The following is a 2,987-nucleotide window of genomic DNA, read 5'->3' on the forward strand; positions in this document are numbered from 1 at the left end:
CGTCTCTCTCACCAAAACACCTTCGGTGTTGTAAGGTTAAGCCTCCCGGGTCATTAGTACTGGTTAGCTCAACGTATCGCTACGCTTACACACCCAGCCTATCAACGTCCTCGTCTCGAACGTCCCTTCAGGGGAATCAAGTTCCCAGGGAAGACTCATCTCGGGGCAAGTTTCCCGCTTAGATGCTTTCAGCGGTTATCTCTTCCGCACTTAGCTACCGGGCAATGCAATTGGCATCACAACCCGAACACCAGTGGTGCGTTCACTCCGGTCCTCTCGTACTAGGAGCAACCCCCCTCAATCTTCCAGCGCCCACGGCAGATAGGGACCGAACTGTCTCACGACGTTCTAAACCCAGCTCGCGTACCACTTTAAATGGCGAACAGCCATACCCTTGGGACCTACTTCAGCCCCAGGATGTGATGAGCCGACATCGAGGTGCCAAACACCGCCGTCGATATGAACTCTTGGGCGGTATCAGCCTGTTATCCCCGGAGTACCTTTTATCCGTTGAGCGATGGCCCTTCCATTCAGAACCACCGGATCACTAAGACCTGCTTTCGCACCTGCTCGAGCCGTCACTCTCGCAGTCAAGCTAGCTTATGCCTTTGCACTAACCTCCTGATGTCCGACCAGGATTAGCTAACCTTCGTGCTCCTCCGTTACTCTTTGGGAGGAGACCGCCCCAGTCAAACTACCCACCAGACACTGTCCGCAACCCGGTTCACGGGTCCACGTTAGAACATCAAACATTAAAGGGTGGTATTTCAAGGTTGGCTCCATGCAGACTGGCGTCCACACTTCAAAGCCTCCCACCTATCCTACACATCAAGGCTCAAGGTTCAGTGTCAAGCTATAGTAAAGGTTCACGGGGTCTTTCCGTCTTGCCGCGGGTACACTGCATCTTCACAGCGAGTTCAATTTCACTGAGTCTCGGGTGGAGACAGCCTGGCCATCATTACGCCATTCGTGCAGGTCGGAACTTACCCGACAAGGAATTTCGCTACCTTAGGACCGTTATAGTTACGGCCGCCGTTTACCGGGGCTTCGATCAAGAGCTTCTCCTTACGGATAACCCCATCAATTAACCTTCCGGCACCGGGCAGGCGTCACACCGTATACGTCCACTTTCGTGTTTGCACAGTGCTGTGTTTTTATTAAACAGTTGCAGCCAGCTGGTATCTGCGACTGGGCTCAGCTCCGTCCGCAAGGGACTTCACCATGCCCAGCGTGCCTTCTCCCGAAGTTACGGCACCATTTTGCCTAGTTCCTTCACCCGAGTTCTCTCAAGCGCCTGAGTATTCTCTACCTGACCACCTGTGTCGGTTTGGGGTACGATTCAATGTTACCTGATGCTTAGAGGCTTTTCCTGGAAGCAGGGCATCTGTCACTTCAGTACCGTAGTACCTCGTCATCACGCCTCAGTGTTGACAGCAGACCGGATTTACCTGGTCCACCCACCTGCACGCTTAAACCGGGACAACCGTCGCCCGGATGACATAGCCTTCTCCGTCCCCCCCTCGCAGTAACACCAAGTACAGGAATATTAACCTGTTTCCCATCGACTACGCTTTTCAGCCTCGCCTTAGGGGTCGACTCACCCTGCCCCGATTAACGTTGGACAGGAACCCTTGGTCTTCCGGCGTGCGGGTTTTTCACCCGCATTATCGTTACTTATGTCAGCATTCGCACTTCTGATACCTCCAGCAGACCTCACAGTCCACCTTCAACGGCTTACAGAACGCTCCCCTACCCAACAACACACAGTGTCGCTGCCGCAGCTTCGGTGCATGGTTTTAGCCCCGTTACATCTTCCGCGCAGGCCGACTCGACCAGTGAGCTATTACGCTTTCTTTAAATGATGGCTGCTTCTAAGCCAACATCCTGGCTGTCTGGGCCTTCCCACATCGTTTCCCACTTAACCATGACTTTGGGACCTTAGCTGGCGGTCTGGGTTGTTTCCCTCTTCACGACGGACGTTAGCACCCGCCGTGTGTCTCCCGTGATAACATTCTCCGGTATTCGCAGTTTGCATCGGGTTGGTAAGCCGGGATGGCCCCCTAGCCGAAACAGTGCTCTACCCCCGGAGATGAATTCACGAGGCGCTACCTAAATAGCTTTCGGGGAGAACCAGCTATCTCCCGGTTTGATTGGCCTTTCACCCCCAGCCACAAGTCATCCGCTAATTTTTCAACATTAGTCGGTTCGGTCCTCCAGTTAGTGTTACCCAACCTTCAACCTGCCCATGGCTAGATCACCGGGTTTCGGGTCTATACCCTGCAACTTAACGCCCAGTTAAGACTCGGTTTCCCTGCGGCTCCCCTATACGGTTAACCTTGCTACAGAATATAAGTCGCTGACCCATTATACAAAAGGTACGCAGTCACACCCAAAAGGTGCTCCCACTGCTTGTACGTACACGGTTTCAGGTTCTATTTCACTCCCCTCGCCGGGGTTCTTTTCGCCTTTCCCTCACGGTACTGGTTCACTATCGGTCAGTCAGGAGTATTTAGCCTTGGAGGATGGTCCCCCCATGTTCAGACAGGATACCACGTGTCCCGCCCTACTCATCGAACTCACGGCCTGTGCATCTTCGTGTACGGGACTTTCACCCTGTATCGTGCGACTTTCCAGACGCTTCCACTGACACACAAGCCGATTCAGGTTCTGGGCTCCTCCCCGTTCGCTCGCCGCTACTGGGGGAATCTCGGTTGATTTCTTTTCCTCGGGGTACTGAGATGTTTCAGTTCCCCCGGTTCGCCTCATTAACCTATGGATTCAGTTAATGATAGTGTGACGAATCACACTGGGTTTCCCCATTCGGGTATCGTCGGGTATAACGGTTCATATCACCTTGCCGACGCTTTTCGCAGATTAGCACGCCCTTCATCGCCTCTGACTGCCTAGGCATCCACCGTGTACGCTTAGTCGCTTAACCTCACAACCCGAAAGTGTCTCGGGATGCGGGTATATTGAGAGACTCGAAC

1 rRNA gene is annotated in these 2,987 nt (G+C 53.5%); it reads right to left on the reverse strand.

Features of this window, described 5'->3' with window-relative positions:
- Window positions 1-32: 32 nt before the first annotated feature.
- A 23S ribosomal RNA gene (locus DXXMK7_RS00100) occupies window positions 33-2,938 on the reverse strand.
- Window positions 2,939-2,987 lie beyond the last annotated feature (49 nt).

The organism is Dickeya sp. MK7, assembly GCF_000406305.1.
GTDB lineage: Bacteria > Pseudomonadota > Gammaproteobacteria > Enterobacterales > Enterobacteriaceae > Dickeya > Dickeya fangzhongdai.